Source organism: Roseobacter sp. S87 (assembly GCF_055693285.1).
Genome location: NZ_JBVFTR010000004.1, coordinates 3521652 through 3548073, shown reverse-complemented (window position 1 = coordinate 3548073; position 26422 = coordinate 3521652). Strand labels below are relative to the sequence as shown.

At 59.2% G+C, this 26422-nt stretch carries 24 protein-coding genes and 2 tRNA genes; 17 read left to right on the top strand and 9 right to left on the bottom strand.

The window, feature by feature from the left end:
* Positions 1 to 358: 358 nt before the first annotated feature.
* Together ACZ1HA_RS18390 and ACZ1HA_RS18385 are read left to right on the top strand one after the other, a co-directional pair.
* Positions 359 to 1201: a hypothetical protein gene (locus tag ACZ1HA_RS18390; protein WP_375229244.1), complete on the top strand. Its 843-nt coding sequence runs from the start codon at positions 359 to 361 to the stop codon at positions 1199 to 1201.
* Positions 1198 to 2247 carry an endonuclease/exonuclease/phosphatase family protein gene (locus ACZ1HA_RS18385; protein ID WP_472715352.1) on the top strand — a complete coding sequence of 350 codons (1050 nt, stop codon included), beginning with the start codon at positions 1198 to 1200 and terminating at the stop codon, positions 2245 to 2247. Before ACZ1HA_RS18390 ends, ACZ1HA_RS18385 begins: the two co-directional genes overlap by 4 nt.
* Here the strand turns inward: ACZ1HA_RS18385 and ACZ1HA_RS18380 are convergent.
* On the bottom strand, positions 2214 to 2888 hold the full coding sequence (locus tag ACZ1HA_RS18380) for a DUF2306 domain-containing protein (RefSeq protein WP_472714928.1): 675 nt from the start codon (positions 2886 to 2888) through the stop codon (positions 2214 to 2216). The genes ACZ1HA_RS18385 and ACZ1HA_RS18380 overlap by 34 nt on opposite strands.
* Positions 2889 to 3064: 176 nt before the next feature.
* Between ACZ1HA_RS18380 and leuB the strand changes: the two genes are divergently transcribed.
* The 3 genes from leuB (at position 3065) to ACZ1HA_RS18365 (ending at position 5376) form a co-directional block, all read left to right on the top strand.
* Positions 3065 to 4171: a 3-isopropylmalate dehydrogenase gene (leuB, locus tag ACZ1HA_RS18375; RefSeq protein WP_472714927.1), complete on the top strand. Its 1107-nt coding sequence runs from the start codon at positions 3065 to 3067 to the stop codon at positions 4169 to 4171.
* Between the two features lie 121 nt (positions 4172 to 4292).
* The gene (locus ACZ1HA_RS18370) at positions 4293 to 5270 is read left to right on the top strand and encodes a DMT family transporter (RefSeq protein WP_472715351.1); all 978 of its coding nucleotides are present in this window, start codon (positions 4293 to 4295) and stop codon (positions 5268 to 5270) included.
* A 29-nt stretch (positions 5271 to 5299) separates the two neighbouring features.
* A tRNA-Pro gene (locus ACZ1HA_RS18365) sits at positions 5300 to 5376 on the top strand.
* 33 nt (positions 5377 to 5409) lie between these two features.
* Here the strand turns inward: ACZ1HA_RS18365 and ACZ1HA_RS18360 are convergent.
* Together ACZ1HA_RS18360 and ACZ1HA_RS18355 are read right to left on the bottom strand one after the other, a co-directional pair.
* Complete coding sequence (locus ACZ1HA_RS18360; RefSeq protein WP_472714926.1) at positions 5410 to 5757, bottom strand: hypothetical protein; 348 nt, start codon at positions 5755 to 5757, stop codon at positions 5410 to 5412.
* Between the two features lie 132 nt (positions 5758 to 5889).
* Positions 5890 to 5966 (bottom strand) — tRNA-Arg (locus tag ACZ1HA_RS18355).
* 187 nt (positions 5967 to 6153) lie between these two features.
* On the opposite strand from ACZ1HA_RS18355, the gene ACZ1HA_RS18350 reads away from it, so the two are divergent.
* The gene (locus ACZ1HA_RS18350) at positions 6154 to 7128 is read left to right on the top strand and encodes a LacI family DNA-binding transcriptional regulator (protein ID WP_472715350.1); all 975 of its coding nucleotides are present in this window, start codon (positions 6154 to 6156) and stop codon (positions 7126 to 7128) included.
* Positions 7125 to 8348 carry a winged helix-turn-helix domain-containing protein gene (locus ACZ1HA_RS18345; RefSeq protein ID WP_472714925.1) on the top strand — a complete coding sequence of 408 codons (1224 nt, stop codon included), beginning with the start codon at positions 7125 to 7127 and terminating at the stop codon, positions 8346 to 8348. The genes ACZ1HA_RS18350 and ACZ1HA_RS18345 overlap by 4 nt, the downstream gene beginning before the upstream one ends.
* On the opposite strand, the gene ACZ1HA_RS18340 is transcribed toward ACZ1HA_RS18345, so the two are convergent.
* Complete coding sequence (locus tag ACZ1HA_RS18340; RefSeq protein WP_375229260.1) at positions 8345 to 9037, bottom strand: aspartate/glutamate racemase family protein; 693 nt, start codon at positions 9035 to 9037, stop codon at positions 8345 to 8347. The two genes, ACZ1HA_RS18345 and ACZ1HA_RS18340, sit on opposite strands and share 4 nt — an antisense overlap.
* 31 nt (positions 9038 to 9068) lie before the next feature.
* Positions 9069 to 9584, bottom strand: a complete 516-nt coding sequence (locus ACZ1HA_RS18335) for a winged helix DNA-binding protein (RefSeq protein ID WP_375229261.1) — start codon at positions 9582 to 9584, stop codon at positions 9069 to 9071.
* A gap of 135 nt (positions 9585 to 9719) precedes the next feature.
* Here ACZ1HA_RS18335 and ACZ1HA_RS18330 point away from each other — a divergent pair, with 135 nt between their 5' ends.
* The 8 genes from ACZ1HA_RS18330 to ACZ1HA_RS18295 all read left to right on the top strand — a co-directional run bounded on the left by ACZ1HA_RS18330 (position 9720) and on the right by ACZ1HA_RS18295 (position 17360).
* Positions 9720 to 10958, top strand: a complete 1239-nt coding sequence (locus ACZ1HA_RS18330) for an NAD(P)/FAD-dependent oxidoreductase (protein WP_472714924.1) — start codon at positions 9720 to 9722, stop codon at positions 10956 to 10958.
* Positions 10959 to 10989: 31 nt separating this feature from the next.
* Complete coding sequence (locus tag ACZ1HA_RS18325; protein WP_472714923.1) at positions 10990 to 11979, top strand: TRAP transporter substrate-binding protein; 990 nt, start codon at positions 10990 to 10992, stop codon at positions 11977 to 11979.
* A 71-nt stretch (positions 11980 to 12050) separates the two neighbouring features.
* On the top strand, positions 12051 to 12575 hold the full coding sequence (locus tag ACZ1HA_RS18320) for a TRAP transporter small permease (protein ID WP_472714922.1): 525 nt from the start codon (positions 12051 to 12053) through the stop codon (positions 12573 to 12575).
* A 4-nt stretch (positions 12576 to 12579) separates the two neighbouring features.
* Positions 12580 to 13890 carry a TRAP transporter large permease gene (locus ACZ1HA_RS18315; protein WP_375229265.1) on the top strand — a complete coding sequence of 437 codons (1311 nt, stop codon included), beginning with the start codon at positions 12580 to 12582 and terminating at the stop codon, positions 13888 to 13890.
* 2 nt (positions 13891 to 13892) lie between these two features.
* Entirely contained in the window at positions 13893 to 14822 is a 930-nt protein-coding gene (locus ACZ1HA_RS18310) for a hypothetical protein (RefSeq protein WP_472714921.1), read from the top strand.
* Position 14823: 1 nt separating this feature from the next.
* Positions 14824 to 15561 carry a 5-oxoprolinase subunit B family protein gene (locus ACZ1HA_RS18305; RefSeq protein ID WP_472714920.1) on the top strand — a complete coding sequence of 246 codons (738 nt, stop codon included), beginning with the start codon at positions 14824 to 14826 and terminating at the stop codon, positions 15559 to 15561.
* Positions 15558 to 16577 (top strand): 5-oxoprolinase subunit C family protein, encoded by a 1020-nt coding sequence (locus tag ACZ1HA_RS18300; protein WP_472714919.1) that lies wholly within the window; start codon positions 15558 to 15560, stop codon positions 16575 to 16577. The genes ACZ1HA_RS18305 and ACZ1HA_RS18300 overlap by 4 nt, the downstream gene beginning before the upstream one ends.
* 12 nt (positions 16578 to 16589) lie before the next feature.
* Positions 16590 to 17360 (top strand): LamB/YcsF family protein, encoded by a 771-nt coding sequence (locus ACZ1HA_RS18295; protein WP_472714918.1) that lies wholly within the window; start codon positions 16590 to 16592, stop codon positions 17358 to 17360.
* Here ACZ1HA_RS18295 and ACZ1HA_RS18290 read toward each other — a convergent pair.
* Together ACZ1HA_RS18290 and ACZ1HA_RS18285 are read right to left on the bottom strand one after the other, a co-directional pair.
* Complete coding sequence (locus tag ACZ1HA_RS18290) at positions 17357 to 17746, bottom strand: VOC family protein (protein ID WP_375229271.1); 390 nt, start codon at positions 17744 to 17746, stop codon at positions 17357 to 17359. The two genes, ACZ1HA_RS18295 and ACZ1HA_RS18290, sit on opposite strands and share 4 nt — an antisense overlap.
* A 91-nt stretch (positions 17747 to 17837) precedes the next feature.
* The gene (locus tag ACZ1HA_RS18285) at positions 17838 to 19238 is read right to left on the bottom strand and encodes an MATE family efflux transporter (RefSeq protein ID WP_472714917.1); all 1401 of its coding nucleotides are present in this window, start codon (positions 19236 to 19238) and stop codon (positions 17838 to 17840) included.
* A gap of 323 nt (positions 19239 to 19561) precedes the next feature.
* Between ACZ1HA_RS18285 and ACZ1HA_RS18280 the strand changes: the two genes are divergently transcribed.
* Both ACZ1HA_RS18280 and ACZ1HA_RS18275 read left to right on the top strand, forming a co-directional pair.
* The gene (locus ACZ1HA_RS18280) at positions 19562 to 20443 is read left to right on the top strand and encodes an AraC family transcriptional regulator (protein ID WP_472714916.1); all 882 of its coding nucleotides are present in this window, start codon (positions 19562 to 19564) and stop codon (positions 20441 to 20443) included.
* 133 nt (positions 20444 to 20576) lie between these two features.
* The gene (locus ACZ1HA_RS18275; protein ID WP_472714915.1) at positions 20577 to 21554 is read left to right on the top strand and encodes an oxidoreductase; all 978 of its coding nucleotides are present in this window, start codon (positions 20577 to 20579) and stop codon (positions 21552 to 21554) included.
* Between the two features lie 79 nt (positions 21555 to 21633).
* Here ACZ1HA_RS18275 and ACZ1HA_RS18270 read toward each other — a convergent pair whose 3' ends face one another.
* Together ACZ1HA_RS18270 and ACZ1HA_RS18265 are read right to left on the bottom strand one after the other, a co-directional pair.
* Entirely contained in the window at positions 21634 to 24903 is a 3270-nt protein-coding gene (locus ACZ1HA_RS18270) for a hypothetical protein (protein ID WP_472714914.1), read from the bottom strand.
* Between the two features lie 2 nt (positions 24904 to 24905).
* Complete coding sequence (locus ACZ1HA_RS18265; protein WP_472714913.1) at positions 24906 to 26369, bottom strand: patatin-like phospholipase family protein; 1464 nt, start codon at positions 26367 to 26369, stop codon at positions 24906 to 24908.
* Positions 26370 to 26422 lie beyond the last annotated feature (53 nt).

The window sequence follows — 26422 nt, the reverse complement described above, 5'->3', positions numbered from 1 at the left end:
CGCGCTGGTAGTAATCCTGCGCGGGCTTTTTGTTGGTCCGGCCGGTTTCGGAAACAATCCATCAGAAATACCAGCAGATTAAGGAATCTGTTAACGCCCGTTTGTGGCGCCTGCACTCTCGCCCACAACATATTGTAAAATGACAGTTTTTCGCCACATATTTGATGCAGGAACGCACCACTCCTTCCTTCAAAACGCCTTACCGATTGCGTCTTGTTAACCACGAGACTTGCGAAACTCAGACGAATGATGGCACAAATGGGGCAAGAATGAGGCAGACCACCGCCCCGGTGGCATCAAGTTGGAACAAGAACGCGGCACTGTATCGCTTCTGGCCAGTTTGAAGGGAAAGAAACGAATGTTCGTACGTATGTCGGGCGCAGCCCTGCGTGGACTATTGGTCGCTCTGTTGATTGCGACCCCTGCACTGATGCTCCGGGACATTGCACCGGATCAGTCGCAGATTGTTGTTCTGATTGCGCTGCTTGCCGCTTTCCTGACCTTTGTTGAATACAATTCCAACGCGCCGAGTATCGTCGAGTTTCGCGACGCTGCCCCCTTTAACAGGCTGCGGTTTATTACGCTTTTCCTGACCCTCATCGTTCTGACCGCCATTGCGCGGGGCAAGGTCGAGCCCACATCAATCACGCAGGGCCTGACATCTGTTGGGACAATCATCGGCAATGCAATCGATTTCCCGTTTTCTCCTGTCCGGCTGATCGTTCTGATGCTGCCTTACGATGCGCGCCCTGATCTGATCACAGATGTACGCACTGCCGCGGGCATGTCCTATCTGATTTCCCTGGTGGCAATGGCGTGGTTCATCGTGATGGTCCGCTGGGGCCGCTGGCCCATCCGCCGCGGTTCCTTCAATGTCTGGGTGAACCTGCCGCTGTTTGACCCCACCGCCGGCGGCGATGTTCTGTTCCGCCTGCAGCGCGACGCGCGGGTTAATATTGCGCTCGGTTTCCTGTTGCCCTTTGTGATCCCCGCTGTGGTCAAAGCGACCTCTGATCTGGTAGACCCGATCACACTGGAGAACCCGCAAACACTCATCTGGACAATCACGGCATGGGCCTTCCTTCCTGCGAGTATGATCATGCGCGGTATTGCGATGATGCGGATCGCCAGCATGATCGAGGAAAAGCGCCGCCGCGCCTATGCAACCGCCGCCGAAGAGAATGGCTTTCAGGCTGCCTGACAGCGCTCCTGCTGTGTGCCGCGCCTGCGGCCGCAGAAGATACACTGCGGATCGCAACATATAACACAGAACTTCAGCGTGACGGCCCCGGACTGCTGCTGCGTGACATACTGCGCGGCGGAGACGAGCAGGTAGATGCAGTAATCTCGGTCATCACCACCGTTGCGCCGGACATCCTTGTGATCCAGGGGTTCGACTATGACCTGACCGGCGCGGCCCTCGGGGCTTTCGCAAAGACCCTTTCCGATCACGGGGCCAGCTACCCGTATCTTTTCGCAAACCGTCCCAACACCGGCATGGCAACAGGTCTGGATATGGACGGTGACAGACGCCGGGGGGATCCCCGCGATGCCCAGGGGTACGGACGGTTTTCCGGCCAGGGCGGTATGGCGATCCTCTCGCGGTTTCCGGTGATCGATGATGGCGTGCAGGACTACTCGGATATGCTTTGGCGTGATTTCCCCGGCGCTCTTCTGCCGGAAACACCTGCCGGTCCTTTCCCATCCGAGGAAGCTCAGGCCATTCAGCGACTGCCCACAACCGCACATTGGGTCGTCCCCCTTGAGATACCGGGACTGGGCCGCATCGATCTTCTGACTTTTCACGCAAGCCCACCGGTTTTCGACGGGCCCGAAGACCGGAACGGCAAACGAAATCACGACGAAATCCGGTTCTGGCAGCTGTACCTTGATGGCGCGTTCGGACCGGTGCCGCCCGGTGCATTTGTGCTGTTGGGGGATACCAACCAGGACCCTGTTGGCGGGTCCGGCATCAAGTCAGCCATTCGCGATCTGCTGGCCGACCCTCGCCTGCAGGACCCGAAGCCTTCGAGTGACGGAAGTGCCGCGATTACAGGGGATCCCTATGACACTGCGGACTGGGACGACCCCGTACCCGGAAACCTGCGCGTGGACTATGTGCTGCCGTCTGCCGGGCTGGCCGTCACAGACAGCGGTGTCTGGTGGCCGGATCCCGCAACTGAGGCCGGGCAAACCGCGTCAGCGGCCAGCCGTCACAAACTTGTCTGGGTGGACATCTCCCGCTGAGGCGGCTTGCTGCGGAACCAAAGCTCTAGCATCAGCAGATAGGGCAGATAGAAGGCAAAGTTCTGCACCAGATCAAAGGTGCCTGTGAACGCCTCGTTCGAGGCAACCCCGCCCGTCAGAGCGTACCAGATGCCGTAGTGAACACGGTAGAGCCACGACCCCATGGCAAGAACAAAAAGCCGCAGTGCCCAGCGCCTGTGGGCTGACACCCGTCGCTGCTGGGCCCGCCTCACGGTCTGGATGGCCACGCCGATCATCAGGCCACCATAAAGTGCGAAACCGGTGTTCATCCACGGACCACCGATGGTGCCCCGAAACGCAATATAGGCCAGACCTCCGGCACCCGTCAGCATCGCACAGGTGAACATCAGATACCCGTTGATCCGGTGCAGCCGCATCCAGCGCTGGCGCAGCCCGTCAAGAAGCTGAACCGCTATCATCAGTGTCAGTACCGCACCAGCAGCCATATGGGCAAAGATCGCTACATTGGGCACCTGAGCACCCGGCGTGAAAAGCCGGCTTTGCGTGGTAGCAGCATCCGTCAGCCCCAAGGCACCAAGCTCCAGCGCATGGCGCACGAACGGCCAGACCAGCGCCAGGACCGCTGCGAGCATCAATCCGGATCTGATACGGGTTGTCATCCTTTCGGGGCCTTATCTTTTCCGCTGACCTGACCCGACCTTATCAGGTCCTGACTGAAATGCACGTATTGCGGGTGTCAGCCGCTGTGAGGCAGCGTCATTCCGCATGGCACTTCTTGACCCTGCACCCTGCCCGCGCTAGGCCGCACCGGAACACTTTCCGCAGGAGACGACGCATGGCCAACCCTTCCCTTCTTATCCTTCCCGGTGATGGCATCGGCCAGGAAGTCATGGAGCAGGTCAAACGTGTGATTGGCTGGTTCGGCGACAACCGCGGGCTCAACTTCGATGTCAGCGAGGACCTGGTGGGCGGCGCGGCCTATGACGCGCACGGTACGCCTCTGCATGACGACACTATGGCGAAAGCGCTGGACGTTGATGCGGTGCTGCTGGGCGCCGTAGGCGGTCCGAAATACGATGATCTGGACTTCAGCGTGAAGCCCGAACGCGGCCTGCTGCGCCTGCGCAAGGAGATGGATCTGTTTTCCAACCTGCGTCCGGCCCAGTGTTTTGACGCGCTGGCCGATTTCTCATCACTGAAGAAGGACGTGGTGGCCGGTCTCGACATCATGATTGTGCGGGAGCTGACTTCCGGTGTCTACTTCGGCGAGCCGCGCGGCATCTTTGAGGAAGGCAACGAACGCGTTGGCGTCAACACCCAGCGTTACACCGAAGGCGAGATCGACCGTGTCGCCCGCTCGGCCTTTGAACTGGCCCGCCGCCGGAACAACAAAGTGTGTTCCATGGAAAAGGCCAACGTGATGGAAAGCGGCATTCTGTGGCGCGAAGTCGTGCAGAAAGTACACGACGAGGATTATCCGGACGTTGAACTGAGCCATATGTATGCGGACAACGGTGCGATGCAGCTGGTGCGTGCCCCCAAACAGTTTGATGTGATTCTCACAGACAACCTTTTCGGTGACATCCTGTCGGATTGTGCCGCGATGCTTACAGGCTCGCTGGGCATGCTGCCTTCGGCCAGCCTGGGCGCCCCCACAGAAAACGGCCCGCCCCGCGCGCTTTATGAACCGGTACACGGGTCCGCGCCGGACATCGCGGGTCAGGGCAAAGCCAACCCGATCGCCTGTATTCTCAGCTTTGCGATGGCGCTGCGGTACTCGTTTGATCAGGGCGATGAGGCTGCCCGTCTCGAAGCTGCTGTTGAGAAAGTTCTGGCCGATGGCGCGCGCACAGCCGACCTGATGGGCGAAGAAGGTGGCACGCCAATCAGCACATCGCAGATGGGTGACGTCATTCTGGCAGCGCTCGACGACAGCCTGTAAGTCACGACCCCTGCCACCGGGGAGGCCTGTGGGCGGTAGCAGGGTAAAACACAAAACCACCTGATGGCCCGGCATTGTCCGGGTCAGCATCAGACAGGAACTCCCCATGCCCGGCAACGGAATGAACCCCAATATAAAAGGCGCGCTTCTGGCGCTCCTCGCTTTCGCGATTTTTGCCAGCCACGATGTTATCATCAAGGTGCTTGGCGGTGGTTACTCGCCCGTCCAGATCGTTTTCTTTTCGGTCCTCTTCGGCATTCCGCTCGCCATGCTGGCGCTGCTGCGTGACGCAACACATGGAACGCTTCTGCCGCGTCATCCATGGTGGATGGCAGCCCGCACAGCAGCCGCCATGATCACCGGGTTCTGTGCCTTTTATGCGTTTTCGGTGCTACCACTTGCACAGGTTTACGCCATTCTCTTCGCAGCGCCCCTGCTCATTACTATTCTCGCTGTCCCCATGCTGGGGGAGCCGGTACGGCTGCGCAGGTGGGTGGCGGTTGGTATCGGCCTGTGCGGCGTTCTGGTTGTGCTGCGCCCCGGCGAAGCGGAACTGGAGCTGGGGCACCTCGCGGCACTTGTTTCGGCTGTCTGCGGGTCTTTTGCATCCATCATTGTGCGCAAAATCGGGCGCGAAGAGCGGACCATCGTAATCATGCTTTATCCAATGATGGCCAACCTTGTCGTGATGGCAGCACTTCTGCCGCTCATCTACAGCCCGCCGCCCATCGAGGATTTGGGGTACTTTGCGATCATTGCGCTCTTTGCCTGGATCGCAGGGCGTTTTCTGATCGCAGCCTACAATACCGCAGAACCCATCTTCGTTGCCCCGATGCAGTATTCTCAGATCATGTGGGCCGCACTTTATGGTGTCCTGTTCTTCGACGAGACACCGGACATGGCCACAATTGTCGGATCAGCTATCATCATCGGCAGTGGTCTGTTTATCGTGCTGCGGGAAAGCCGCGTCCCGGATTCCGAACAACCCGTCTTGCGGACAAGGTCCAGACCCGAAACCGGAACAGCACCCCGGATTTCAGGGTTTCTCAGTCCCACGCGGCGCTGGCGAAAAACGGACGGGAGCGACTTGCCAAAGTAACGCGTTAGATGTAGGCCACGCGCATCGGTCGGGCTGTAGCGCAGCCTGGTAGCGCACCTGCTTCGGGAGCAGGGGGTCGGAGGTTCGAATCCTCTCAGCCCGACCAGTTCATCTCAACATCCGCGTGTTCACCCCGGCCTCAGTGCCTGTGTGCCCGTGAATAGCTGTGGCTGTGGCCAAAGTTACCATGACGGTGAAACCCGCTGTGCCGCGGCCCCTTGCCGTGCAGCCTCTTGCGCTTGAACACTTTCTTTTTGTGCTTGCGTTGCTGGTGATAGGTGCGGTGGCTCTTGTGGTAGTGCCGGAGCGAATGGCCGTAATGCTTTTTCACTTTATGGCGGTCCGTCACGACACCGATGCTGATGCCAGCGAGCTGCAGATAACCGTCAGCGGAAAATTCACCAGCCTTCGCCTGACCTGAAAAGCCGGTCCCGAGTACGGTGACGACCAGCGCAGCCAGAGAAATCTTTTTGACGAAATCGTTCATTACATTGCCTTTCCTGAAAGGTCGCGGCGCAGTTTGCGTCGTCTGGTAATGAGATAGCCGGAACCACTGAAACAATAAGAGGCGCTGCGGTCACCTTGTCTCACGCATCTGCGACCAGATATTTCAGGAAGCTGGCGATCCCGGCAGGATTCGAACCTGCAACCTGCCCCTTAGGAGGGGGCTGCTCTATCCAGTTGAGCCACGGGACCGCTGGCGTCAGTTCTAGTTCAGCTGACGATGTTTGTCATGATCAGATATACGTCGCGCTGCAAGTGGTTGAAGCCCGGGTCTGTCCTGCGCTAACATCGGCCAACAGCACAGGAAAACATTGTGACAAGACCAAAACAGCGGCCGCTTACACTCCGGGATGTTTCAGAAGCCTGCGGCGTATCGGAAATGACGGTCAGCAGGGTACTGCGCAATCGCGGTGATGTGTCAGCCGCAACACGGGACAAGGTGCTGGAGGCTGCAAAAACGCTGGGCTACGTGCCAAACCAGATTGCAGGCTCGCTGGCGTCTCAGCGTGTGAACCTGGTGGCGGTCGTGATCCCTTCTTTGTCAAACATGGTATTCCCGGAAGTGCTCACTGGCATCAACCGGGCCTTTGAGGATACGCCGCTTCAGCCGGTGGTCGGCGTCACGGATTACCTGCCGGAAAAAGAGGAACAGGTGCTCTACGAAATGCTGTCCTGGCGGCCTTCAGGCGTTATCATCGCCGGTCTGGAACACTCGGATGCGACACGTGCGATGCTGAAGAATGCGGGCATTCCCGTCGTTGAGATCATGGACACAGACGGCACGCCCATTGACGCGATGGTGGGGATTTCTCACCGGCGGGCAGGTCGGGAAATGGCCGCCGCCATCCTGAAGCAAGGATATCACCGGATCGGATTTCTGGGCACGAAAATGCCGCTTGACCACCGCGCGCGCAAACGGTTCGAGGGGTTCACCGAAGCCCTCGCTAAGGCTGGTGTCGAAATCGAAGACCGCGAGTTCTATTCGGGTGGCTCAGCGCTGGCCAAGGGTCGCGAGATGACCGAAGCGATGCTGGAACGCTCACCAGACCTGGATTTCCTGTATTACTCAAATGATATGATCGGCGCGGGTGGTCTGCTCCACCTGCTGGACAAGGGCATAGATGTGCCAGCGCAGATCGGGTTGGCGGGCTTTAACGGCGTCGAGCTGCTCGACGGTCTGCCGCGTCAGCTGGCGACGATGGACGCGTGCCGCAAAGAAATCGGGACCAAAGCTGCGGAAATTATTCTCGAACGCAGCGCCCTTGCCGAGGATGAGACGCCGGAAGATCCCGGCCACGTCACCCTGTCCTCAAAAATCTCCTGGGGTGACACGCTGCGCCGATACCGGCGGTGACGAACACCCTTACCCTCACAAACACTCAGGCCCGGCGCCTCTTTCTCGACCGGCACGCGCTGTCGGAAACCCCTGCAGGCGATGCGCGCGGCGACGCATTGCTGGACCTGATCACACGCTTGGGTTTTGTGCAGCTGGACAGCATCAATATTCTGGCTCGCGCGCACGATCTGATCCTGTTTTCCAGGCGGCCAAGGTACCGGCCGAAAGACCTCAAATCCCTCTATGAAAAAGACCGGGCGCTGTTTGAGCACTGGACCCATGACGCCGCCGTTATTCCGATGGCCTTTTACGGGTGGTGGCAGTTACGGCGCGAGCGTGATGCAGCGCTGTTGCGCAGCAGATGGCGCGACTGGCGGCGCGAAGGCTTTGAAGCGCAGTTTCAGCCGGTTCTGGACCAGATACGCGAGGAAGGGCCCCTGTGTTCTTCCGACGTTGGCGCGGGCGAGAAACGCAGCTCCGGCGGCTGGTGGGACTGGCACCCATCAAAAACGGCTCTTGAGTATCTGTGGCGCAGCGGGGCTCTTTGCGTTGTGGGGCGTGACGGTTTCAAAAAGCGATACGACCTGACGGAACGGGTGATTGACAAGGCGCTGTGTGGCCCGCTTCAGTCACCCGAAGATACGGCCAGAACGATCGACTGGTGCTGCAGCGGCGCTCTGGACCGGCTAGGGTTCGCAACGCCGGCAGAACTGGCGGCTTTCTGGGATCACATCTCGCTGGCAGAGGCGAAGGACTGGTGCGCCACAGAAGTGGCGGCCGGTCGGCTTCAGCCGATACGCATTACGGGTGCAGACGGTACTGCGCGTGACAGTCTGGCCCGTCCAGGTGTCGCGGACGATCCGGCACTGGACACGCCCCCCTGTTCCAGACTGCGTGTGCTCAGCCCGTTTGATCCCGCCCTGCGCGACAGAAAACGCGCAGAAAGGCTGTTTGGTTTTAACTACCGGATAGAAATTTTCGTGCCCGAAGCAAAACGGCAGTACGGGTATTATGTTTTCCCGATCATGGAAGGTGACCGGCTGGTCGGGCGCGTGGATATGAAAGCTTTCCGGGACCGTGATGCGCTGGTTGTGCGGGCACTGTGGCCAGAGCACGGTGTGCGCTGGGGCAAAGGCCGGATGGCCGCTTTCGAAGCGGAACTTGCGCGGCTGACCAGGTTGGGTGGCGTGACAACCGTCACGTTCGAAGACGGCTGGCTGCGCACACACGACAGCTAGAAGGTGCGCGGTACAAGGCTGCCGTGAAACCACGTCAGATAGGAATACACCGAGAAAACAGGCACGCCGGTCAGACGCGCGATATCAGGCGCATAGGGCACCATGTTGGTGCATTCCAGAATGATGGCACCGATGTCGGGCGCATCAGCGGTCATCTGCATGGATGCTTCTGACAGGTCGTGACGCGCCTGCGCGACATCGAGCGCCGTGTCGTTGCCCAGAATGCTGCGGGCAAAGTCAGTATCCTCGACGCCACATACGACAGCGTTCGCGGGCACACCCGCTACCGCCAGGTGTTGTCCGGTGAGGCTCGCCGCCGAGATGGTGAGGATACCGATGCGACGACCAGGGCCAAGCGTTGCCTGAATCTGGGCGGCCTGTTCCAGTGCCGATGCCGCGACCGGCACGCCAAGTTCTTTTGTCAGACGCGGGCGGATGAGCGAAAGAAATCCGCAGGTCGTCGCAATGCCGCGGCATCCGCAGGAGACGAGGTCCTGCCCGGCTGCAATAAAAGCCCGCACGAATGGTTCCGGGTCCTGGCAGACCACAGCCTGCGGTGTGGCACCGCGCACGACCGAATAGCGCACCGGGAAATCCCACGTGTCCGGGTTCCCGACATCCCCCGGGATACGCGGGAATTTTGTGTCGAGCATGAGGATGCCAAGCAGAGCAGGATCGGTGGTCGCCATTATTGCTGTGTGCCCCGAAGGCTGCAGCGAATCAATAGGTCGTGGCCGCCCGCGCCGCCTGGTCATACTGGCCGGACATCAGCCGCAGCAGGGTCGCGGCACGGCTGACCTGTTCCGGTTCCAGCCCGAGCTCAGCAACTGAGCTGAGCAGCAGCCCCTCGCGGATATCTTTGTATCTGACGCAGGTTTCCGCACCCTTTTCCGTCACTGCGACGGTCTTTTCCTTGCCCTGTCGCCCATCCTTCACAAGGCCCGCTTTAATCAGCTTTTTGATCGAATAATTGACCGTATGCGTGTCCTCGACATTCAGAACGAGGCAGATATCCGCAAGCTTCTTGGGTCGATCCCGGTGAAAAACCGAGTGCAATACAAGCACATCCAGAGAACTGAGTTCAGGGTAGCCTGCCATGGAAATGGCCCGCACAGTCCAGCGCTGAAACGCATGGTTGCAAAGGATCAGCCCGTATTCGAGCTCTGAAATCTCCGCAAATGAGCCGCTGGCGAGATGCGCAGATGAAACGACGGGTCCGAGAAAGCTGTCTGACATGTCCTCAGAGTGCCTGTCACTGATAAAATGTCAACAAATTGTTGACGTATTGTGAAAGTTAGTCAGTATTGACGCCGGGGAATCATGTCCCGGGGGAGCTATGCCGTCAGGCCAGTACATTCCAGAGACGCCGCAATGACCGGACACGTGGTCATTGTCGGGGCAGGTATTGTCGGTGTTTCGACCGGCATCTGGCTGCGCCGTGCTGGCCTCGACGTTACCATTATTGACCGCGCGGGCCCCGGGAAAGGCACCTCACACGGGAATGCAGGCGTTCTGGCCTCGGTCTCTATGGTGCCGGTTACTGCCCCGGGTCTGATCCGTAAGGCACCGGGCATGCTCATGTCCCGGGACTTCCCGCTGTTCCTGCGCTGGTCTTACCTGCCAAAGTTGGCGCCCTGGCTGGTGCGCTACCTGGCGAATGCAAATGACAGTGACACCCGGCGTATCGCACGTGATCTGGCACCGATTGTGACGGATTCCGTGTCCCAGCATAAATCACTGGTTGCCGGTACAGACCTCGAACACTGGGTGACGGAAAGCGATTACTGCTTTGCTTACAAAGACCGGGCTGCGTTTGATGCCGACGCCTATACTTGGTCCTTGCGCCAGGATGCTGGTTTTTTGCCCGAGCTGATCGAAGGCCGGGACGTGCAGGACTATGAACCCAATCTTGCGCAAACCGGGCTGATCGCGGCGCTGAAGGATCATGGGTTCATCCGCGATCCGGGCGGATACGTTGCCGGCCTGGCAGAACATTTTGCAGAAGCAGGCGGACGCATCGTGCTGGCCGAGGTGAAGGATTTCGATCTGACCGGCGGGCAGATCACAGCCGTCGAAACAACCAAAGGACGCATCGACTGCGATCATGCCGTTCTGGCAACCGGCGTCTGGTCGCGCCCGATGATGCAGAAACTGGGGATCCGGGTCCCGCTCGAAAGCGAACGCGGTTACCACATCGTCTTTGAGGACGCAGAAAACGGCCCCTCGCGCCCGACGATGATCGCGTCCGGGAAATTCGTGGCGACACCTATGGCGCAGGGCGTGCGCTGTGCCGGAATTGTCGAGCTTGGCGGGCTTGAGGCAGGCCCTTCCAATGCACCGCTGGCCCTGATCCGGCGCCAGGTCCGCGATGCCTACCCGAACATGACCGCCAGAAACGAAATCGAATGGATGGGGCATCGACCCGCCCCCAGCGACAGTCTGCCCCTGATCGGCCAGATCGGCACCACAGGTGTCTGGACTGCCTTCGGGCATCACCACATCGGCTTGACCGGCGGTCCGAAAACGGGCCGACTGGTGGCCGGAATGATTGCGGGACAACCCACAAATATGGATCTCGCACCTTATGCGCCGGAACGTTTCCGGACATGAAAATAACAAACCACTCAACAAGGAGACTTCTATGAAACTCACAAACAGACTGATGGCTGGTGCTGCGACGGCTGCACTGACACTCGGTGCGGCGCTGCCCGTGATGGCGGCCGAAAAATGGGATATGCCGATGGCCTATTCCGCCTCGAACTTCCATTCGGAAAACGGTGTGACCTTTGCCGAGTGTGTTGGCGCAGGCACCAATGGTGAGATCACCATCGAAGTTCACCCGGGCGGATCGCTCTTTGCCGGCGCGGATATCAAACGCGCAATCCAGACTGGCCAGGTCCAGATCGGCGAACGCCTGCTGTCCGGTCACCAGAACGAAAGTGCGGTTTTCGGGTTTGACAGCATTCCCTTCCTCGCACCGTCCTTTGATGACAGCGAAAAGCTGTATGAAGCGGCCAAGCCAAAAATCGAAGCCCTGCTGGATGAGCAGAACCTGGAACTTCTTTATGCTGTGCCGTGGCCACCCCAGGGCCTGTACTTCAAAAAAGAAGTCAACAGCGTTGCTGACATGGAAGGGGTAAAGTTCCGCTCTTACAACAACACCACAAGCCGCCTTGCCGAGCTCACAGGCATGCTGCCGGTGACGGTTGAGGCTGCAGAGATCAGCCAGGCGTTTGCAACCGGTGTTGCTGAATCCATGGTGTCCTCCGGTGCAACCGGATACGACCGCAAGGTCTGGGAGAGCCTGACACACTTCTACGAAGTCGATGCCTGGCTGCCGCGCAACTATGTGATGGTCAACCAGGATGTCTGGGCGGACGTATCCGACGCCAACAAAGCAGCGATCCAGGCCTGTGCGGCAGAAGCCGAAGCACGCGGCCTTGAGGCGTCAAAAGCCTATACCCAGTTCACCATGGACGGCCTCGCGGCCGGTGGCATGACGGTGCAGCCCGCGGGCGACGCCCTGATGGCCGAACTGCGCGAGATCGGTGCAACCATGACCGCTGAATGGCTGGAAGCGGCCGGTGATGAGGGTGCGGCCCTCGTCGATGCGTTCAAAGCATCCCAGTAAACAGACAGCGGCGGCCTCCGGTACCGGGGGCCGCCTGTCTCCCAGAATTCTGAACCTCCCGGAGTGGCGCCATGTCAGCGATCCGCAAGATACTTGATTTCCTGTACACAGCCGCCGGCATTATGGCCGCCCTGTGTCTGGTGTCCATTCTGCTGCTGATCGTGGCTCAGATGGTGGCGCGCTGGACCGGCGAAATATTCCCGGGCGCGCCTAATTACGCAGGCTATGCCATGGCCGCGGCCAGTTTTCTGGCATTTGCCAATGCGCTGAACCACGGCGCCCACATCCGCGTGTCAATTCTGCTGAACGCGGTGGCGCCGGGCCCGAAACGGTTTCTTGAGGTCTGGTGTTTTGCACTGGGCGCCGCTGTGGCCTGGTATTTCACCTATTATGCCTACTGGTTTGTCTACTGGTCCTGGAAATTCAACGAGGTCAGCCAGGGTCAGGATGCGGCAGCCCTGTGGATACCTCAGTCCGTGATGGTGATCGGCGGCGGGCTGCTGGCCATCGCGCTGACCGACAACCTGTTCCACGTCATCTTCAAAGGTGAACACCGGATTGTCCGGGACACCGTCGACGAAAACTCCGAGGTGTAATCAGATGACCGAGATTTATGCGATAGTCCTCTTTCTGGTCGTTCTGTTCCTGCTGCTGGGCACCGGTGTCTGGGTTGGCCTGGCGCTCATGGGCGTGGCCTGGGTCGGTATGGAGCTTTTCACCACCCGTCCGGTCGGGGACACGATGATCACGACCATCTGGGCCTCCTCGTCCAGCTGGACACTCACGGCCCTGCCGCTCTTTATCTGGATGGGCGAAATCCTTTATCGCACACGATTGAGCGAGGACATGTTCAGGGGTCTTTCACCCTGGCTTGCACGCATGCCCGGCGGGCTGGTGCATACAAACATTGTTTCCTGCACGATCTTTGCGGCGGTTTCCGGATCATCGGCCGCCACCCTGACCACCGTCGGCAAAATGGCGATCCCGGAACTGCGTGCACGCAAATACCCCGAAGAGATGGTGATCGGCACGCTCGCAGGTGCTGCGACACTCGGCCTGATGATCCCGCCTTCCATCGCGCTGATCGTTTACGGCGTGACCGTGAATGAGAGCATCACCAAACTCTTCTTCGCGGGCGTCTTTCCTGGCCTGATCCTTGCCGGGATGTTCATGGCCTATGTGGCCATCGTGTCAAAAACGTCGTCCCGCTGGAATCCGGTCATGGAAACCGGCATGAGCTTTGCCGAAAAACTGCAGAATTCGCGGTTCCTGTTGCCGGTACTGGCGCTGATCACCGTCGTGATCGGTTCGATGTACGGCGGCTGGGCCACAGCGACAGAGGCCGCAGCCATCGGCGTCATCGGCGCGCTGTCACTTGCGGCGGCACAGGGGTCTCTGACCCTGTCGTCCTTCCGCGACAGCCTGATGGGCGCGATGCGCACCTCCGCTATGATTGCGCTCATTCTCGCGGGTGCTGCGTTCCTGAAACTGTCTATGGGCTTTACCGGGCTCCCGCGCGCTCTGGCGGATGGCATTGCCGCAATGGAACTGGCCCGGTTCGAACTGCTCATGGCCCTTCTGGTATTCTATATCATCCTCGGCATGTTCCTCGACGGCATCTCAGCCGTCGTGCTGACCATGGCCATTGTGGAACCAATGGTACGCGAGGCGGGCATTGACCTGATCTGGTTTGGCATCTTTGTGGTCGTCGTCGTCGAAATGGCGCAGATCACGCCGCCCATCGGGTTCAATCTGTTCGTCCTGCAGGGCATGACCGACCACGAGATGGGCTATATCACCAAGGCGGCCCTGCCCATGTTCCTGATCATGGTCCTGATGGTCTTTGTGCTGATCTGGTTCCCGGAAATCGCGACGTGGCTGCCGGATAATCTCCGGCAGACACCCGGCTGACGGTGGAGCGGGTTCTTTGGCTGATATCGGACAATGCGCGCGCCTGCCTGATCATCGGGTTGCTGCTGGGCCTCGGGCTTCCCGGGCTCGCAGCAGCTATGGCGCCCTGGCTGCCTCAGATGGTTGCGGGCCTGCTGGTGATCACTGCGCTGCGGATCGGACACCGGGCGGCCAACGGCGCATTGTCAGACCTGCGCTGGGGGCTGGGATCGGTCGCCCTGCTGCAGATGGTACTGCCTGTTGGCCTTTTTGCGGCGTGCCGACTCGCCGGAATAGACCAGACACCGGCCGCCCTTGCCATGGTTCTGGCAACTGCAGCACCGGCGCTTTCAGGTTCACCCAATCTGGCCCTCCTGCTGGGTCAGGATGCCGGTCGCATGATGCAGATCCTCGTGCTTGGGACGGCATGCTTTCCCCTTACTATGCTACCCATATTGGCGCTGATGCCACAGGCAGGCGCGGCGCAGGACGTGGCAATCTCTGCTCTGAAACTGCTGGGCGTAATTACCGGGTCCACCCTGATCGGCTTCGCGTTGCGCGCGCATTTTTTCCCGAAACCTTCTCCGGATACTGTACGGACACTGGACGGTCTTTCAGTACTTGCGTTCTCGGCCATCGTGATCGGGCTGATGGCCGCACTAAATCCGGCCCTGCGCAGCGATCCGGCCGCCGTTCTGGCCTGGGGTCTGCTGGCCTTTGTACTCAGCTATGGCATCCAGATAGCCGTCTACCTGCTGCTGTCCCGCAGCCCGCTGGATACTCTGGCCGGCCCGCTGGCCATTGGCGCCGGCAACCGCAACATCGCGCTTTTTCTTGTCGCTATGCCGGTGGAGATCATGGGACCGCTCATGGTCTTTGTCGGATGCTGGCAACTGCCGATGTACCTGACACCAATTCTGCTGCGCCGACTGTATCAGCCCGGGACGCCCTGACATGACCGACTATCCCATCATCCGCACCGTGGGCCTGACTGGCATTCTGGTCACATTCGCAGGCGCCATGAGCGAGGAAGCCAATAAGGCCTCTGTCGCTTTCCGCGCCGCCGTCGATGCACAGGACTGGCCCGAAGTTTCCGAAACCGCCATGTCGCTGGTATCTGTTTTCATCATCACCGATCTCGTCACACATGACGCGGACGCGTTGGTCGAACGGCTCCGCGCACTGCTGGAGACGCAGGACTGGCTGGCGGCCCCCCTGCCCGAAGGCCGCACTCTCTGGCACATCCCGACCGTATACGGCACGGATCTTGCACCACAGCTTGAGGAAGCCGCAGAGGCCGCAGGCGTCGACCCGGACGAAGCCATCCGCCAGATTTCCGGCACCCGGGTGAGAGTTCTGACGATCGGCTTTGCACCCGGCCAGCCCTATCTCGGAGAACTGCCTGAAAACTGGAACATCCCTCGCCAGAAGGATCTGTCCCTGAATGTTCCAGCCGGTGCGCTGGTGGTGGCCATCCGGCAGCTGGTGATCTTCACGAATACGACGCCCACCGGCTGGCGGCATATTGGCCAGACAGCCTTCCGCACCTTTGACCAGACCGGACCCGCACCCTTTGCCCTGTCCCCCGGAGACGAAATCACCTTTCCGCAGGTGTCGCGGGCCGAAATGGAAAAACTTCTGGCCACACACCCTGACGGGTACGGCGCGGCAGACCGCGAGGCGATCGGATGAGTGCGCAGCTGAAAATCCTGACCGCGGGTCCCGCGATGAGCCTTCAGGATCTTGGGCGCACCGGGTTTTTTGCCTCCGGCCTGACGCCGGGCGGGGCGGCAGATACACTGGCGCTCTATGAAGGGGCCGCTCTGCTCGGGCAATCCGCTGAGGTTGCTGCCATTGAGATGGTCGGTATGGGCGGCACCTTTGAGGCCACTGAAGACACGGTCATTGCCCTGACAGGCGCCCGGATGACAGCGCAGATTGACGGTGCCCCCGCCGTCTGGAACGCGAGCCATACCCTGCCCGCGGGCAGCAAGCTGAGCATCGGCGGGGCGCAGGCCGGAACCTATGGGTATCTGCACGTCGCAGGCGGCCTGGATGTGCCAGAAAACATGGGCGCCCGCAGCAGCCACCTCAAAGCCGGCATTGGCGGGTTGCTGGGCGCGGGAGACACCCTGCCACTGGGTGCCGGACAGGGGCGCGCGGGCTACCGGCTACCGGATACTGACCGGCTGAATGGTGGCACCATCCGGGTTGTGGAATCCGCGCAGACCAGAGAGTTCAGCGAGGACACCATCCGGCGTTTTGGCGAAACGGCTTTCCGGCGCGATGCACGCGGGAACCGCCAGGGTGTGCGTATGGATCAGGACGGCGCAGGCTTTTTCGCCAGCGACGGGCTGTCTATTGTGTCCGAAGTTATTGTGACCGGCGACATTCAGGTCACCGGCGACGGTGCCCCGTATGTTCTGATGTGCGAAAGCCAGACCACCGGTGGCTACCCCAGGATTGCAACCGTCATTCCCTGTGACCTGCCCAAAGTGGCCCAGGCAGCTGTCGGCGCGCCATTACGTTTCGAGTTCATCAGCCTGGAAGAGGCTATTGCACTTGAAACCCGCGCCCGAGCGGCGCTGAAGGCCCTGTCCGGCATGGTCGAACCGCTGGTCCGGGACCCACACGATATTGCCGATCTGCTGAGCTATCAGCTGATCAGCGGCGCTGTTTCCGCCATCGCGGACCCGTTTGAAAACTGAAGGAGACACAGGATGACCCGCGTAGACATCAACGCCGATATGGGCGAGAGCTTTGGCCCCTGGAAAATGGGCGATGACGCTGCTCTGCTGAAAACCGTCACATCAGCAAATGTGGCCTGCGGTGCGCATGCAGGTGACCCGGATGTTATGTCTGCGACGATGAAAATGGCCATCGCGAATGGTGTCGGCATCGGTGCACACCCCGGGTTTTCGGACCTGCAGGGGTTTGGCCGTCGCCGTATGACGGTGCCGCGCGCGAGCCTGCAGAACTCGATCCGCAGCCAGGTTGGCGCATCCATCGGCATGGCGCGGTCCCTTGGCGCGACCGTCCGTCATGTCAAACTGCATGGCGCTCTGGGCAATATGACCTCCGAGGACGAGAGCCTGGCCCGCGACTGTTACGAAGCCGCTCTGTCTGTTGATCCTGACCTGATTGTCATGGTGCTGTGTGCCACGGCGCAGGAAGCCGCCGTACGCGATCTTGGGTGTGCCTGGGCAGGCGAGATTTTTGCCGACCGCGCTTATAATGACGACGCAACGCTGGTTGACCGCAGCCTGCCGGGCGCGGTGATCCATGACGCAGAACTGGCAGGCCAGCGCATGGTCGACATGGTGCAGGCCGGGGCCATTATCACAGAATCCGGCAAGCGGATCGAAACCAGCATCGATACGATCTGCTGTCACGGGGACACACCCGAAGCAGTTCAGATCGCCGCATCCGTACGCCAGACACTGGAAAATGCGGGTATCACGGTGGAAACCCTGGAGGGACGCCGCGCCTAAGTGCTGACCTCATCAGTATAAAAATCGACGTGGATGTGGTTCCCGTCAGGATCCCAGATGTTGAAAGCGACCGTATTGATCGCCTCGATCTCATTGCGGCGGTAGGTTTCGCCATGCTCTTTCAACCGGGCTTCAAATGCGGCGGCACCGCTGGCGCGGAAGGCAAAATGCTCCATTTTCAGCGCGCCTTCTGATCCGGCACCCGGCGGGTCCGTCACGCCGACCAGGTGCAGGACAACTGTCTCACCAGCGTAAAGCCATGCGCCGGGGAAAGGGAAATCCGGGCGGTATCCGTTTGTCAGGCCAAGAACCTCACAATACCAGGAAACCAGCCGGTCGAGCTGATCTGTTCTGATGTTGACGTGATCCAGTCTTTGAATTTCCATACTGTCCCCCGGAGGTATTCGGTCATGCGTGACTGCATCCTGTCGATGACAGGCGGCCAGCACAAGCCACCTGTCAACACATCCGGCCGCTTCAGGTGATCCGCCTGGTGCCCTGCGCGCCACCATGGAACAACCCCCATGCGCCACGGCCAGCCCGCGACAACCGCCACAGCACCAGTGCGGTCAGACCCAGCGACATGACTTCGGCGGCCGGACCGGCATACCAGACGCCGGGCTCCCCAAAGAAAAATGGCAGGACAAATGTCAGCGGAATCGCGAACAGATAGGGTTTAGAGAGCCCCAGAAGAGCCGAAACTGACGCAGACCCGATCGCCTGAAAATACGAGGCAACAATCATCAGCGGCCCCACCAGAAAAAACACGCAACTCATGACAGGCAGCAACCGGGCAACCTCCTCTATGACGAGCGCTCTGTCTGTGAAGGCATCTGCAATCGCAACCGGAGAAGACATGACAACGACCTGCACCACCACGCAGTAAATGAACGCAAGCCAGAGGGCCGTGCGCAGACTTGCATCGGAACGGTCCCAGAGCTCTGCGCCAAAATTGTTTCCAGTGATCGTCTGCATCGCAAAGGACAGCCCGAGCAACGGCAGGAAGGTGAAGGTAATGACCCGCGTTATGATGCCATAGGCCGTCACCGTCTCGGGGTAATGTGTGCTGCCCACCCACTGGAGCGCGGAGATGATCGCGACCGAACCCAGTGACAGGCCCAGAAATCCAAGACTTTGCGGCGCTCCGAGCGCGAAAATCCGGGCCCAGCGCCTGAAAGGCGAATACATTACAAGTGCCCTGGGCGAGAGCACCGAGCGCCCTGAAATGCGGAAAGCAAGAATGATCACGAAGGCCAGCATCTGTGCCAATGCCGTGCCATACGCGGACCCCGCCACCCCCATATCCAGCCGGGCGATCAGGACATAATTGAACCCGATGTTGGACAGGGACACCAGAAGGCTCATCGCCGCCATAAAGCCTACGCGCCCTTCGTTGCGGAGCGCATCAGAATTGACCGAAAGCACGAAGAAAAGCGGCGCGCAAAGCACCGTGATACGCAGGTACGTGAGTCCCATGCCGGCGATCGTGTCAGACCCATCCGAAAGAAGTCCGATCAGCGCAGAACCGAAACAGAAAAAAAGCAGGATCAGGAGCACACCGAGGCCAAGGGCCAGCCCGTGGGCACCTGAAAAAACGGCCCGGGCCGACGCGTGATCGGACGCGCCCAGATAGCGCGCCAGCTGGCTGGACATCCCGTTGGACACCAGCGCCGACAGCGCCACGATCAGCATGTACACCGGAAAAATCAGCGTAACCGCGGCCAGTGCCCCAGCGCCGACGTAATGCCCCAGAAACAGCGCATCCACGACGGACAAAAAACCGTTGGCGCCCATGACGATTATGACCGGCAATGCGGTCTTCAGGTAAGTGATGCCCAGCGGCCCGGCCGTGAAAGTATTTGTGGAGGTGTCTGACATGTCCCGTGTTCCTCAAACCAAATCGCGCTGTTTGAGATGGGACCCGCATTGCCATCCGCGCGATATGCGGAGTGAGTTCGACAGAAAATGTCTTTGCAGGGCTTTACCATGACTGGCGTCTGCGGGTGGCGGGCGCCTGCAACCGTACGGCCGCGTAACCTGCTGCCCGCCCACAGTCAAGATTTTCCGCGCGCAGAGAAGTGAGCGTCCGTAATCGCGCCCGTATCGCCGGGATTTTTGCCTGATCCTCCAAGATCGCGCGTGAAAGGTTGATTGTCACGGTAACGCAAATAAGCTGTTGGCGGCAATTTTGGAGAGTATCGGTGAAACTTCAGGCACTTGTGGATGACGCAAACCGGCACCTGGCTGAAACTGGCGCTGCCGACGGCTTTCACACCTGTGGCGTCCGCTCAATGGGCATCATGCGGACCAGCCGGACAAAGCGCTCCACGTGTTCTGTTGTCGAGCCGCTGATCGGTCTGGTGCTGCAGGGGAGTAAATCAGCACAGTACGGAACCGAAAGCGTGGTCTACCGGGCCGGCGACATGATCGTGATCGGACATGCGCTGCCCATGCTGTCCGGTCAGATAGAAGCGGCGCCGGGGGACCCCTATGTTGCGCTCTACGTCGGCGTCGATATGCACATTTTGCGCAGCGTTTACAGCGACATGGGTGGGACGCCGGATGATGCAGCGGGACGCGCGCTTATGACCGGTGCCGCCAGCGGGGAAGTCATTGATTCCTTTGCGCGTCTGTTTCGTCTGCGGCGCGATCCGGTGGAGGAGACGACCCTGGGCGCGGCCGCGCTGCGCGAGGTCTATTTCCGCGTTTTACGCAGTGACGGCGGGGAGGTATTGCGCAGGGTGATCCAAGCAGACGGCAAAGCCAATCAGGTCGCGAAGGCAATATCCTATATCCGCCAGGAATACCGCAACACGATCCGGGCGTCGGACCTTGCCGAGATTTCGGGCATGAGCGCTTCGGTTTTTTATGACACGTTCAAACGGATCACGGCGAACAGCCCATTGCAGTTCCAGAAAGACCTGCGCCTCACAGAGGCGCACAACCTGCTCCGGCAGACCACACGACCGATATCTGACATCGCATACAGTGTGGGGTATCAGAGCGCGGCCCAGTTCAGCCGCGAGTTTGCCAAAAAGTTCGGCACACCGCCACGTGCTGTTTCCGCGGACCCATCCGGCTGATCCTACCAAATTTCCGGCATTCCGGAGAATCGCGCAAGTCTTCCGGAAAAAACCTGGTGTGCCGAATTGCTGCCGGATCATAGATTTTCTCTGAAGGAAACGGGTCATGAGGCCCGCAGACATGAGGAACACTATGGCTCAGACAGATCAGGTACCACTTCAATCAGGATTTCACGCAAAAAGCACACCGGCTGAGGTGCTCGCGGGTATCGACCTCTCCGGCAAAACCGCAATTGTAACAGGAGGATACAGCGGCATCGGACTTGAAACCGTTCGGGCACTCGCCGGACATGGCGCTTCGGTCATAGTGCCCGTCCGCTCAGAGACGAAGGCACAGGAAAATCTGAACGGGCTGAGCGGCTCGATCAGAACGGCGGCAATGGATCTTGCAGATCTGCAGTCGGTCAGAAAATTTTCGGATGATATCTCCGGCGAAACAGGCACGCTCGATTTTCTGATCAACAATGCGGGCATCATGGCCTGCCCTTTTGCAAAAGTAGGTCCGGGCTGGGAATCGCAGTTCGGGATCTGTCACATGGGGCACTTTGCCCTGACAAAAGCGCTTCTGCCGCTGTTGCAGAATACGCCCGGCTCACGTGTCGTTGCATTGTCTTCGACTGCACACAAAGTGAGCGACGTTCTGTGGGAAGACATCCACTTTGAGCGCACAGAGTACAACAAATGGCAGGCATACGGTCAGGCAAAAACGGCCAATGCCTTGTTCGCAAATGGTCTTTCCCGCAGGCTCCACGACACGGGCGGGCTTGCGTTTTCTGTGCACCCGGGTGGAATTTTTACACCTCTGCAACGCCACCTCCCCAAAGAGGAAATGATCGCACTCGGGTGGCTGGACGAAGACGGAGAGCCCTCTGAACTGGCGAAGGCCGGCTTTAAAACACCCGAGCAGGGCGCATCGACGACCCTGTGGGCTGCGACTTCAGACGCGCTGGACGGAAAACCCGGTGTGTACTGCGAGGACACGGATATCGCAGGTCTCACTGATCCTGACAGCCCGATGTCCCGATACTATGGCGTTGACCCGCATGCCTGTGACGATGAGGCCGCCGAAAAGCTGTGGGACATCAGCGAAGCTCTGCTCCGGAGCGCTTAGTGCACCCATCCGGTCGCAGGGCGTTCGGCGCTGCGACCCGGATGACAAACGCCGCGTGACGCTGATATGCCCTGCCCGGTCAGTTCAGTGTGCAGGACGTTCCTTCGACACTTTTCACCTCGATGATAACGGTGCGCGCGAAAAGCTCTTCGAACGCGTTGAGTTTGTCCTCGGTTTCAAGCTGCACAGAAGACATCCACGTCCTCTGCTCCTCTGACATGGACGCATGTGTGTCGAACAGCCTTTTGGCCTCAAATGCCTCCCGGAGTTCTTGCTCCTCTGATTGACCACTAAGAATTTCAAAACCGGTGAGCGGTGAACTCTCGCCTCTGCCAGCAACCCACACTCTTGACGCTTCTTCGGCATTCAGCTTTTCCCGAAGCAGCACGAGTGCCCCCATGCGGCGCCCCTCGGCGAGTGCGTGATTGAAATCATCCTTGGTGTATCCCTGCGGAATGGCACCGAGCCACAGACTGCTGGCATGACCCTGTACACCGATCGCAATCCGGGCCGTTTCATCAGTGCGGAGGCAGGAGCGGATCGCATCCACAACGACTTCGAAGTAGGTTTTGCTGTCATCGCCGGCCGACACCATCGGCGGTTTGAAGCCGGCATTTGAAACCCCGAAACGGTAGGCATCCAAAGGCACCCTGATTTCCTTTTCCCTGATCGGATCCGGAAAAAACGGCATGAACAGACTGTTCTGTATTGTCACCCGTTCCTGATGAGCACCGGGCAGGGTCACATGGGTCACGAAAGGCGCAACCCGCCGGGTTTCATCAAGACGCACGGTCGGAGACACCACAAACGAAGCCGCCGGCGTCTGAGGAAGGATCTGAGGTGCGCCCCGTTCAATGATCAGCGGTATGACCGAATGACTGGCTTGCGGGCGCAGCGCCGCCAGCTGTTCCAGTGCGTCGGTGTTGTTCCGGATCAGGCGGGCCATCACCTCTCCGGAGGTCACCCCTGCTTCGCGGATCGCCGCGGCAATCTCGCCAACACCCTCCAGCCGGGTCTGAAAATTCTGCGTGACCGTTCCGGGCTCGCCAGTTTCCTGCACCTCTGGAACAGCTGTCAGGTCCCCCTTCAGGATCAGCTCCAGTGTCTGAGCTTTGGTCATCGAAGGCCCGAAGCTCTCTCTGATCGACCGGAAGACCTCGGAAAACTCCTTCTGTTCCTCCTCGCTTGCACTCCCTTCGGCCATTATTGCGAACAACATCTTCTGCGCGCTCACGACGTCCTCGCGCAGGGCAAGCGGGAAAAGTTTGTCCGGGGCGTCGATGCCTATGTCCTTTGCAAAGAAAACGCCATCTTCACAGTCAGGCATCCTCGTCAGGCGGACATCTCCCACCGGAAGAATGCCGGTAACCTTTTCCCGCGCCACGGTTTCCGAAAGCAACTCAGGGAAAAACCACCGCGCGAACAAAAGACCCGGTGCGTCCGGTTCAGCTTTGCCCGCGTCCTCACCGACCGTCTCGAAACTCAGCCTGACAGGTTTCACATAATACGTAGACGGCGTCGCTGATGTCAGTGTGCCTTCTTCCATAAAACAGGTCTGCCCGTTCTCCAGAACCGACACATATGCCCTTGGCTCAGGATCCGGCAACATCAGCTGAATAAGCACCAGAAAGGCACCGGGTATCAGCAAAGCTGCCGCATTATTCCGAGCCATGCGCAGCTTGCCGTTTCGTGCAGACCGCGCGAAATCAAAAGGACGGAACTTTTTCACTGACATCCTGTTGGTTACGATCTTCGAAAACGGTTCGGGTGCAAACCGGACTGCCCGGCTTTCGAATTCCGGTACATAGAGACCGCTCCAGAACATGATCCTCATGAAGCGAGACATTTTTTCCGGCTCGACAAAGGATGGGTCGGTCATCCGTTCGAAGGATTCGCGGGTTCTCAGCTGTAGCCGCTGCATACGCTTGGCCCGGTTGCGGATCCCGATGAAAATAGAAAACGTCCAGGTCGAAACAAACGTCAGAGTCAGGAAAATTCCTGCGTTGTCATGCAGTATCAGTGCTGTGTTGCCTGCAAAAACCGCCTTGGTCAGCAGCGTAACCAGAACCGCCCAGACAAAAGGCAGCGGACGATAGAATGTCTGTACTTCTGCGGCGCGGGACACGGACATGGATTGATCAACCGCGCCCTTGATCATCCTTTTGTGGCAGAACTCCCGCACAAGCTTTTCGAGATTATCCGCCGAGCGGCCAAGGAAGATTTCTGCCTGCTTTGCAAAGTTTTCCGCATTGCCCGCAAACAGTTTTGTCTGACTGACGCCGTTGCGGATTTTCTCCTCTGACATTTCCACTTCGTCTCTGCCGGCGTACGGATGCTCCGGATTTCCGACCTGCTCCGTTTCCGTGGCAAGAAGTTCAGCCAAACGGACAATCTGCTCCAGCCTCGCCTGCATTTCGGCTGCGTCAGCTGCACGTCCTTCACGCAGGGCCCGGCTTTGAATTTCAGAGCTCTTGGCAACCCGCGAATAAGCGTTTTTGAGCCGGTGCACGTAGGTATCTGTGTCCTGCTCTTCGACGATCCGCTGACCCGTCATGTGGTCGAGCAGAAGCTGCACGCGGTTTTCCAGTTCGGCGCTGTTCAGACGAAGCTGATAACCTGATGAGGTATCATCGCCTTCCAGCCCGGTGTCCGGCTGCTTCAGCCGGTTGATCAGCTCTTCTTTGCCGAGCAGGTTTTCCGTGTCGCTTTCAATAAGGTATTCCCTGTCAACACCGTCGTCCGGGATAATCCTGTCCAGTCCCGACGTGATCCTTTCTGACAGACCGGCTGCGAATTCGTCAGCCAGCTCGAGAAAACTCCAGATATTAGCGGAACGGTTTTCAGCTTTTTCTCTGAGGCGCTCAGTCAGGGTGCTCCTCTGTGCAATGGCCGCTTCGGCGTCCTTTGGAATCGCGCGCAGTCTTTCCCGCCGTGGTTCCTGCCCGGCAACCGCCTCAGCCAGAGCTGCCTCAGCCTTCTGAAGCGACTTCTCAAGTTCGGATTTTTCTTCATCCCCAGGAGAGGAAGACAACCGCGTCTGCAACGTTTCTATCTGCGCACCCGCGTTGTCGGCGGCCCTTTCCAGAGCGCCAAGGCTCTTCTCCAGTTCTTCCTTTTCTTCGGCCAGCTGCTTTATCTCGCCGGCAAGCCCCTCCTCCCGGGCACGGTCTTTTTCCAGCGAAACGTTTATCGTATCTATGCTCTTTCGCTTGTTCACGAAATCATCGCGGATTTCTTTGAACAACTGAGTGACTTTCTCGTCCGATGCCTCCCGCAGGGCTCTGTCGGCCGACAGTTTTCCCGCCTGCGCGGCATTCAGGAGATCAGTAATCCGGTCTTCATAAATCATCTTCACGTATCCCTTTTAACTGACTGACGGTCGAGCTCTTCGAGGAACTCCTGCGCCGCATCCAGCCCCGACTGGAAGAGTTCGGCCTTGTCATTGTCCGTCATCACAAAATTCAGCCAGTCCTTGTCGGCTGTATTCACTTCGGCCATCCGTGTCGGATACACCCGGGCTACTCCTCCATGTCGCTCGACACGCACTTCCTCAAGGCGCTCGAACTCAACCCCGAGATCTTTGTTCTGCTGCCAGACCTCACGGTCACGCTGCAGCCGGATTGCAGAAATGCATGACAGAGCATCACCCAGCAGATCCCTGTACGCGCGCCGCCCCGTCACGGCGGGGTTTTTCTGGTCCCCGTAAAGCGGCACAACAATTGTTGGCACATCACGCATAACTTCACGGAAAGAATCGCTGGGCAGGTTTGACACCAGCCCACCGTCCAGAAACACCAGCTCGTCCAGATCCTTGAAAAAATTCAGCCTGTTCTCGGGCAACAGATGACCCAGCGAATCTCCCGCCTGGGTGGGCCAGGTGGACTTGTTGGTCCGCATCGTCACGGGCTCGAAGAACGCAGGGATCGACATGGATGTCCGCACAAGACGGGCAGGCGAGACGCGCTGATACTCCGGATCGAGGTAGCTCAGATCCTGAGGGAGAGTGAGCTTCAGGCCAACGGGCATCGCCGTAGTGACAAGCTGCAGCAGGTCTCTGTGGCGTGCGTTTCTGCCGTTTGAGCCGCCAGTGCCGTTCCTAGAGATAGGTGCAGGGATGCCATCTCCCAGGTCAGGTTCCGTGAGTTCTTCTATGTCGTCCCAGATCGCTTTCAATGCACTGTCTAGCTGCTCGATGGACCCGAAATCCATCTCACTCATCACTTCTTCGAGCCAGGCCTCGAAAACATCGCCATAATTCAGTCCACGGCGATCCCGCAGTCTCTTCACCGCCGCGAGAGCGGCAAGCCAGAAACCGGGCGAGAACATACCCGTGCGTTTCAGCGCGCGTTTGATGAAAATCCGGATCGGTCGGGGCCCGTCGATGAAACTGTCCATCGGCACAGAACTGGAAAGCCGTGCCAGTTCCTCAGAGGTTTTCCTGTCCAGATCCGGTCCGCGTATCGCGGCAAGACCCATGGCAATGATTGACCCCGCAGAGGTTCCCGCAAGACCCAGGAACCGCACACCAGCCTGTTCCAGGCCGGCCACAAAACCGGCGTGTGCCAACCCAAGTGTACCGCCGCCCTGCAGAACCAGGTTGCAGACACGGATCTGACCGGAGCTTTCCGGAGTGTCCGGCGAAAGACCGGAGCGGAATGCGTACCGCGGATGGCTTCCGCTGGGGCGTTTTGACGCCCTCAGCCAGAAAAAGCGGTCGACCCCGCTGACACGGTCAGTATCCGCTTCCCTGGCCTGTTCCAGACCAAACGTATCTTCAATGTGGCTCAGCTTGCGCTTAACGCTTGCAACACTCAATAAATCCATTGCCGACCAGAAAAAACAGCGGCGCTGTCTCCAAAAAACAAAAA

Excerpts from the sequence above, each read along its gene's own strand:
- ACZ1HA_RS18390 (WP_375229244.1), top strand. The coding sequence starts at position 359 with ATGTTCGTACGTATGTCGGGCGCAGCCCTGCGTGGACTATTGGTCGCT.
- ACZ1HA_RS18305 (WP_472714920.1), top strand. The coding sequence starts at position 14,824 with ATGACCGACTATCCCATCATCCGCACCGTGGGCCTGACTGGCATTCTG.
- ACZ1HA_RS18340 (WP_375229260.1), bottom strand. The coding sequence starts at position 9,037 with ATGGCGACCACCGATCCTGCTCTGCTTGGCATCCTCATGCTCGACACA.
- ACZ1HA_RS18300 (WP_472714919.1), top strand. The coding sequence starts at position 15,558 with ATGAGTGCGCAGCTGAAAATCCTGACCGCGGGTCCCGCGATGAGCCTT.
- ACZ1HA_RS18380 (WP_472714928.1), bottom strand. The coding sequence starts at position 2,888 with ATGACAACCCGTATCAGATCCGGATTGATGCTCGCAGCGGTCCTGGCG.
- ACZ1HA_RS18290 (WP_375229271.1), bottom strand. The coding sequence starts at position 17,746 with ATGGAAATTCAAAGACTGGATCACGTCAACATCAGAACAGATCAGCTC.
- ACZ1HA_RS18320 (WP_472714922.1), top strand. The coding sequence starts at position 12,051 with ATGTCAGCGATCCGCAAGATACTTGATTTCCTGTACACAGCCGCCGGC.
- ACZ1HA_RS18335 (WP_375229261.1), bottom strand. The coding sequence starts at position 9,584 with ATGTCAGACAGCTTTCTCGGACCCGTCGTTTCATCTGCGCATCTCGCC.
- ACZ1HA_RS18295 (WP_472714918.1), top strand. The coding sequence starts at position 16,590 with ATGACCCGCGTAGACATCAACGCCGATATGGGCGAGAGCTTTGGCCCC.
- ACZ1HA_RS18285 (WP_472714917.1), bottom strand. The coding sequence starts at position 19,238 with ATGTCAGACACCTCCACAAATACTTTCACGGCCGGGCCGCTGGGCATC.
- ACZ1HA_RS18330 (WP_472714924.1), top strand. The coding sequence starts at position 9,720 with ATGACCGGACACGTGGTCATTGTCGGGGCAGGTATTGTCGGTGTTTCG.
- ACZ1HA_RS18270 (WP_472714914.1), bottom strand. The coding sequence starts at position 24,903 with ATGATTTATGAAGACCGGATTACTGATCTCCTGAATGCCGCGCAGGCG.
- ACZ1HA_RS18370 (WP_472715351.1), top strand. The coding sequence starts at position 4,293 with ATGAACCCCAATATAAAAGGCGCGCTTCTGGCGCTCCTCGCTTTCGCG.
- ACZ1HA_RS18350 (WP_472715350.1), top strand. The coding sequence starts at position 6,154 with ATGACGGTCAGCAGGGTACTGCGCAATCGCGGTGATGTGTCAGCCGCA.
- ACZ1HA_RS18360 (WP_472714926.1), bottom strand. The coding sequence starts at position 5,757 with ATGAACGATTTCGTCAAAAAGATTTCTCTGGCTGCGCTGGTCGTCACC.
- ACZ1HA_RS18275 (WP_472714915.1), top strand. The coding sequence starts at position 20,577 with ATGGCTCAGACAGATCAGGTACCACTTCAATCAGGATTTCACGCAAAA.
- leuB (WP_472714927.1), top strand. The coding sequence starts at position 3,065 with ATGGCCAACCCTTCCCTTCTTATCCTTCCCGGTGATGGCATCGGCCAG.
- ACZ1HA_RS18325 (WP_472714923.1), top strand. The coding sequence starts at position 10,990 with ATGAAACTCACAAACAGACTGATGGCTGGTGCTGCGACGGCTGCACTG.
- ACZ1HA_RS18315 (WP_375229265.1), top strand. The coding sequence starts at position 12,580 with ATGACCGAGATTTATGCGATAGTCCTCTTTCTGGTCGTTCTGTTCCTG.